We start from the raw sequence: 6,952 nt of genomic DNA, 5'->3' as shown, positions 1-6,952 counted from the left end.
AAGGGGGTCAGCTTAACGCGGAACTAGGGGACCAGTTTGCGCGTATTCTCCACTTAAGGAAGTATTTCTTCCCATATTTGCTGCCAAGCAAAGCACTGAGGTAATCCCAATGTAGTATTTCAGGATTGGCTCTGACCCGGAAAATGTGGTTTTGATGAATGCAATCCTGAACATCAAACTTCCAAACAGCCCCTCGTTCTACCTTGTCCGGGGCCCCTCCCTCCGTCAAAATTATATCCCCATATTTCAATCGGAACTTTTCAACATCATCCGGTAAAACCTCAATTGTTTTTATTTCATCAAAGAGCTCTTTAGTGAGGGAAATGTTCGCATCCGGAATAGGATACCCTTTAAAATTGTTTTTTTGATCAGAAACTTTCATATAAAAAGTTTTTAATTGTTTCGATCTGGCGTGTAAGAGTTGCCTTCCATATCGCTGACTGCGCTGTATTCTTCATGATTATGCCGGGATGAGGTAATGCAAAACAAGCATATTCCTTTTGACCAACCAAAAGAGGAATTCTTGTTTCTGTCATCCGGGAAATCGCTTCGTTTTCGGGGACATTAAAAACTGCCGCGGCCACCTCTGCCCCCAATGTGAGTATAAGTTTGGGATCGGCAATCAATATTTCTTCATGCAAAAGAGGAATGCTTTTTTTTGCGAACAACGAGAATTGATTCCGTGTTGCGGAATGCCCATTAAAACCCAAGGATTCATACCTGCGGATATGGCCGTCTTTGAAAAGGAATACCTTGACGAGGTCGGTGATCCAACATTGTTCTCGGGTAATATTCAATTTATCCAGATACTGATCTTGTAATTCTCTGCCAGATTCGACAGTTCGTATTCTGCTGCCATCAAAGTAGCATTCGTTGCTAAAGGGATATAAGTGGTCTGAAACAGGAACATCCGTTTCACCACTTATTGTATTGAAATGTGCCGTGGGATAAGCGCCAATAATCATAATGCCATTAATGGCTGTATCTAACGGGACATGCACTTTTACGGGATTGCCATATAAATAAGAGTATTCCCGATCAAGTCCCACAGCAGACTTGTAAGTGCTCCAGCATTTTTTTTGGTAGGCTGATATTTCCTGTTCTCTGGTCATGATTATATTACTCCCATTTGTAAAAGAAATTCCTTTTCGGGGCTATTATCCAGTTTTGAAAGGTAATAGGCCCTTTGATGTATGCGGTTCGAGTTAAACATGAAGTCATATTTGAATGCGTTCAAATCATCACCTGCAAAAAGCAGTTTCCCCGTTTTTTGTTTTATCTCAAGGTACAGGTATAATGTATCAGGCATAGAAAAAATCTTGTCGTCATCGGGACTTAAAAAGATGGATTGGTAAGGAATTAGATGCAACTTCAAAGGCTTTACATGGATATTCTTCTCAAGTCTGATATGAAGCAGCAAATCTTCCAGCGAATTATAACGCAAACATCTTTGCCGATCTGAAAGTATCGAAATCATTTTGGGAACATGAATCAGCAAAAAGGCACCGTCTTGTTGTGTGAGGTTGAAATTTTGCAAACCGCCGGGGAGGTTTCTGCAAACTGCCATGCATGGTTTGTCGCTGCCAACAAAATGGTCTGGCATGGGGTTGTATGGATCCAGACATTGAAAGTCATATTGATTGAATGAAAAATCGCCCGGCATCTCTCTTATTCCGTAAGAAAACAAAACTTCAGAATCAATTTCAAAGATTGATAGAAATCGGTAGTCGCTACCATTAGCCGTTTCAAATGGCATTGCAGCACACGCAAAGAAAAGGGCTGTAATAGGGTCATAAGAGAAATCTACCAAAGGCGTGGATATTCCGCGATGTTGCAAAAATGCAAGCAGGTCAATCAAATGAATATCGTCAGGTGTGCTGATTTTTTGACTGAAAGCAGGGTACTCCCGCAACTGTTGCTTCCCTTGTGATGTGAAAGAAAAAAAATCCTTTAAAGAAATATCAGGGTAATGCCGATTTAGATTTGAAACTATTTGCCAAAAATCAAAATTAGAAGTTCGGCCTGCATTCGATTGACCGCGGAAAATAATATTATTGTTCTTTTGATATTCCTTAAACAGTTTGGCGTAATCTGTCCATGAATTATGAAAAATGACTTCCGCAATGGGCGTATATCTCTCCTCAATGCTATGTTTAATCCATTCGTTAATCATTTTACTTGTTTCATAGCGTAGTTCACCTTTTACCCATTTGGAATTTCGCCAATCATAGAATTTTTCATCAAAGGAGATTTCCATAACTACTTTTCTTTAAACGTCCGCTGCATGAGGCTTTGAAAAATATTTTCAGTTTTGACGAATTCGTTTCGTAATGTATTCTTCTGAGATTCAATATTAATAATCATTTTTTCAAATTGAACCTGCTTGTCAATCGAAGGAACAGGAATTTCAAAATCGAAAAGCTTCGCTTTAGAAATATTTGGCATTGAACCAGAACTACCACTTGCTAATGATTGAATTAATTTTCTGAAATTAGAATCATTAAAAAGCATCCACAAATATGGCCCCATTATTATTGTTTTATCGTAAATAAACCTAAATATAGTATCTGGAATCATCAGTTTGCCGGGGGTCTCAAAAACGTAAACACATGCCCCAACTAAATCGTAAGTGTTTTTTCGAGAAAAAAGTAAATCGTATTGTTTTATTTCAAGTTCTTCTTTGAATGGCAAATTTTGAGGAAGCGTTTTATTCTCGTTTGGATTAAAATTTCTATATGAGACAGCACCCAGCTTGACTACTGCTGGAACAGCTTGATTTTTGCGCGGTTCTTCAATACAAACAGGACTCCATCCATTTTCGATTTTTAGAACAATGTCTTTGATTTTCTTCTTTTCCCATCCCTTCTCATTTCTCACCGGGTCCCCGAACATTTCGATAAACACACTTTGCGCCAGCTCATCATATTTTTGCAAGAGCTGTTTGTTTAGCTTGCGGAGATTATCAGCATGGTCGAGGATGGATGCGATGTGTTGCTGGGTAGTTAGGGGCGGAAGTGGCAATTCAATATTTGCGAGATACTCTTTTGAAATGTGCCTTAATCCCGCTCCTTTAAACCCCTTTTCAAGTATATGAATATTTCCGTTAAGGTAATAATAAATGAAATCAGGAGTAACTATGTTTTCAGCTTTAGGGTGAACTACAAAACAATCTGTGGATACGGCAAATTTCGATTTGCAAAAATGAACGCTTGCCTGGCCACCTGTGCCAAAGATTAAGCTTGGTCTATCAAAATGAAATTCATTCAGAGATTTTTTTTGCACATCACTTGATGTGAAGAATGGATATAAACCATCATCCAAGCCGTTCCCTGCTTTGCATTTGGACTTTTTTTGAAAGTCGAAAATATCTGCAAATTTCACTTTTTCCCACATCATTTTCCGGTCTTTTTTGAGATTTGCAAAAGTTTCAGAAGGATAGCTCCCTTCAGTGTGGTATAGTAGCGCTGGTTTCTACTTGTCAGTTTATCAGGCAGAGTCATCCCTATCCATGAATTTTTCAGCATCGGTTTGATATACCGGACAAAATTGTCGGTATGCTTGGTCAAATTCAAATGCCCGAGGATTTCGGTGCTGGATTGGGGGTTATTACAGAATTCCAACGTCAGCAAAACCTTGTTTTTATCTTCATCGCCAACATGGTCGCTAACTATATCATTAACTCTGGTACTAACTTCAACATTATCATGTGTAATAAGTTGTATTGCATTGGTTATTAAATCATTAATGCCATCATTGACTTTAACACTATCCTTGATTTTATCTATACCCTCAGTAATAACTTGGTCGCTATCTACGTCGTTAGCATCCGGTATTGCATTTGAAATATTGGGATCACTCAAAATCCAATCGAGCAAAGCTTTAAGATCATCCAGAGTTTTGGGCGCCTTTAGTTCAGAGGGAAGTTCCCTCTTATGAAAGGCGGGGTGAACAGGCAACTTTACTTCGAACCAGGTGCGCTCATCATCGAAAGCGAAAACCGGAACAGGAGAGCCGTTATCCTTCATGGTTTTTAATATCACTGGCACGCCCGTAGCTTTGCCCTCGGTGAGGTCGAGTTCTTTTAGAAAATCACCCAGTCTCCTGTTGCGGTATCTTTTCGGGCGAATATTGCCGGAGGTGAAATCCTCCAAACGTATTGTCCGGTCGGGGCCACCCAAGTTGTATATGTAAATGCAGCCGGGTTCAATTCTGATCTGCACCGGTTCATGTTCCTGATAATTGCGATGATAAATGCAATTGGCCAAAACTTCTTCGAGGGCTTCATAAGGATAATTCCAATAGCGCAGCGCTTCTGCCTGTCCGGGAATTTTATTCACCTGCTCAGTTAAAAATGAAGATTTGATGTAGTCCAATGCATGTTTTATTTGCAGATGCACAGGGCCTTTAAACGATTTTTCGGTAAATTGTTTAGCGGCAGGGCCTTTAGGAAAATGAACCAAATCAATCCATGTATAAGGAAAAAACTTTTCGGGTGTTTCGCAAAAAAGCATCAGGGCAACATTCCGAATAAAACTGTTTTCTGGAGGACCGGAAAGAAGTTCCATTTGTTCAAGCAGTTCGGCTTTAGAACGGGATTCTGCAAGCTCAGCTAAACGGCTGCGCGTAACCCTTAGATAGTCTTTCAATAGAACAAAGGAAATATCGTCAAGTGCGGCCAGTATATTTGGCTTATCGTCAAATGGTAACTGGCTGGCAAGACCGATTAGTTCCGGTTTTTCATGAACCGAGGGAACGACAGAACTTGAATATTTCCGAATGCGATAGTTATAATTTTGTTTTCCTTTGGTTACATCATCGGGAACTTCATAAGGACGTGAAGCGCCAGCCGGCACCCAAAGAACAATGATATGTGTGCCATCAACTGGAATTACATATAGGCGGGGATGATACACCGGACGAATCAGGTTATTGAACCCGATCATTTTTTCCTGAATGTTGGCAATTTCTTCAAGAGACAAACCTGAAACAGGGCGTTTAGCCAATTTGTTTTCTTCTTTAATACCAATCAAAATGTAACCACCGCCCGTATTCTCGAAATCATTAGCAAATGCACAAATTGAACGGTAAATGCGATCTGGATTCCACCCTTCTTTAAACTCAATCCTGTCGGATTCAATTTTGCGCGAATGCAGTAAATCTTCTATGTTTACAGGTAAATCCATTTTACTGATTTAAGAGTTTTTCAAGATCATTTAATTCTGTCATACGTTGCTTATCCAAATCCCTGATGTCTGCAATAATCTTCACCGGGGAATCGTATTGTTTTTCTTCATAGACAATCTCTTTGTACCGGTTAATTGACAGGTCATATTTATTATCCCGAATTTCCTGCACAGGAACTAAAAACGATTGGTCTGTGCGCTTACGCATCTTTTCCGCGCTCCGCTTTTCAAATCGGCTAATAATATCGGAAATATCGTTCTGCTCAATCGGGTTGCGTTTATCGTCAAGGCTGAAACCATCGGCTTTCATATCATAGAACCAGACATTGTCAGTCCCGCCGCTTGTGGTTTTGGTAAAGATCAGGACGGCAGTACTCACTCCGGCATAAGGCTTAAACACACCGGAGGGCATGGAAATAACGGCTTCCAACTTTTGGTTGTCGATTATTTCCTGACGAATTGCAGTATGTGCATTGGAAGAACCGAATAATACGCCATCGGGAACAATCACGGCACAACGCCCGCCAGTCTTTAGTGTACGAAGCATAAGGGCAAGGAAAAGCAGTTCGGTTTTTTTTGTTTTGACCATTTTAAGCAGACTCTTCTCTACCGATTCTTCGTCCAATGAGCCCTTAAACGGTGGATTGGCCAGGATCAGGGAATACTGGTTCCTGATAGTGAAACTCTCGGCAAGTGAATCGCGGTCGTATAGCGTGGGGCTTTCGATACCATGCAGCAGCATATTCATGGCTCCGATGCGTATCATTGTGGCATCAAACTCATTTCCGGTAAACATCCTGCTGTTGTATTTGTCGCGGAAATCCTTTTTATGAAACAAATCAGCATAATGATCGTGCATATATTCCCCGGCAGCTACTAAAAATCCACCTGAACCGCAAGCCGGATCGAATATGGTATCTTCGGGTGCAGGTTTCATCATGGCCACCATCATTTTAATAATATGGCGGGGAGTACGGAATTGCCCGTTTTTTCCAGCAGTTGCAATTTTAGAAAGAAGGTATTCATAAAGGTCGCCCTTTGTATCCCTGTCCTGCATTGGAATGTCAGAGATCATGTTCACCACTTTGTCCAGCAGATTTGGTGTTGGGATCATGAATGTTGCACCCTTCATGAATTTGGCAAATGGGCTTTCGGTACTGTCACCATTCATGTTACCTAAATCTTTCATGAATTGAAATGCCTCTTTGCTCACGATTTCATACATCTGCTCCGCGTCCTTATCCTTAAACCGGCTCCAGCGCAGATTCTGTTGATCCTTGCTGAAAATCGGTTTATCCAGCGGCACTTTTAGGGTATTCGCTTTGAGTTCTTTGGCCGTATGCAGTTCATCCAGCCTTTTAATAAAGAGCAAATAGGTTATTTGTTCAATAACGGTTAGCGGATTTGATATTCCCCCTGTCCAGAAAGCGTCCCAAACCTTGTCTATCTTATTTTTCAGTTCTCCTGTAATCATATAATCAATACATTATATCTTTTAGTATAGAGGATTCAAATATAGGTTATTTCACCGTCAGGGAATTGTTATTTGCGAAAAAACTTAAGACCTGCGAGCGGACACAACTATTTCATGCCTCAAAAAAAATTCATGTTACCTTTGCGCCGATGACCGTGGCTGATTTTTGCAACGCCCTATTCAAAGATTTCAGCAGACACGCTGGTTCAATATTTGTTTTTATCCCAAACGTGATAATTATATGCTCTCTATTCAATACTGCTCCGATCTGCATCTGGAATTTAAGGAAAATGAA

General features: G+C 40.4%; 6 protein-coding genes. All 6 read right to left on the bottom strand.

Annotation, left to right across the window (positions count from 1 at the left end; genetic code table 11):
• Positions 1-7 precede the first annotated feature (7 nt).
• The 6 genes from WCM76_16485 to WCM76_16460 are packed head-to-tail and all read right to left on the bottom strand — an operon-like array spanning position 8 to position 6,657.
• Positions 8-382, bottom strand: a complete 375-nt coding sequence (locus tag WCM76_16485; protein MEI6767229.1) for a hypothetical protein — start codon at positions 380-382, stop codon at positions 8-10.
• A complete protein-coding gene (locus WCM76_16480) occupies positions 369-1,112 on the bottom strand; it encodes a uracil-DNA glycosylase family protein (protein MEI6767228.1) in 744 nt (247 codons plus the stop codon). Before WCM76_16480 ends, WCM76_16485 begins: the two co-directional genes overlap by 14 nt.
• A gap of 2 nt (positions 1,113-1,114) precedes the next feature.
• Positions 1,115-2,257 carry an FRG domain-containing protein gene (locus WCM76_16475; protein MEI6767227.1) on the bottom strand — a complete coding sequence of 381 codons (1,143 nt, stop codon included), beginning with the start codon at positions 2,255-2,257 and terminating at the stop codon, positions 1,115-1,117.
• Positions 2,258-2,259: 2 nt separating this feature from the next.
• Positions 2,260-3,396 (bottom strand): restriction endonuclease subunit S, encoded by a 1,137-nt coding sequence (locus WCM76_16470; GenBank protein MEI6767226.1) that lies wholly within the window; start codon positions 3,394-3,396, stop codon positions 2,260-2,262.
• Positions 3,393-5,183 (bottom strand): RNA-binding domain-containing protein, encoded by a 1,791-nt coding sequence (locus WCM76_16465; GenBank protein ID MEI6767225.1) that lies wholly within the window; start codon positions 5,181-5,183, stop codon positions 3,393-3,395. The genes WCM76_16470 and WCM76_16465 overlap by 4 nt, the downstream gene beginning before the upstream one ends.
• Position 5,184: 1 nt before the next feature.
• A complete protein-coding gene (locus tag WCM76_16460; GenBank protein ID MEI6767224.1) occupies positions 5,185-6,657 on the bottom strand; it encodes a class I SAM-dependent DNA methyltransferase in 1,473 nt (490 codons plus the stop codon).
• Between the last annotated feature and the right edge of the window lie 295 nt (positions 6,658-6,952).

Source organism: Bacteroidota bacterium (assembly GCA_037133915.1).
Lineage (GTDB): Bacteria > Bacteroidota > Bacteroidia > Bacteroidales > CAIWKO01 > JBAXND01.
This window is presented reverse-complemented; position numbering and strand designations above follow the sequence as displayed.

Bases quoted from the DNA above. Each gene is read 5' to 3' on its own strand.
- WCM76_16485 (MEI6767229.1), bottom strand. From the start codon at position 382: ATGAAAGTTTCTGATCAAAAAAACAATTTTAAAGGGTATCCTATTCCG.
- WCM76_16480 (MEI6767228.1), bottom strand. From the start codon at position 1,112: ATGACCAGAGAACAGGAAATATCAGCCTACCAAAAAAAATGCTGGAGC.
- WCM76_16475 (MEI6767227.1), bottom strand. From the start codon at position 2,257: ATGGAAATCTCCTTTGATGAAAAATTCTATGATTGGCGAAATTCCAAA.
- WCM76_16470 (MEI6767226.1), bottom strand. From the start codon at position 3,396: ATGATGTGGGAAAAAGTGAAATTTGCAGATATTTTCGACTTTCAAAAA.
- WCM76_16465 (MEI6767225.1), bottom strand. From the start codon at position 5,183: ATGGATTTACCTGTAAACATAGAAGATTTACTGCATTCGCGCAAAATT.
- WCM76_16460 (MEI6767224.1), bottom strand. From the start codon at position 6,657: ATGATTACAGGAGAACTGAAAAATAAGATAGACAAGGTTTGGGACGCT.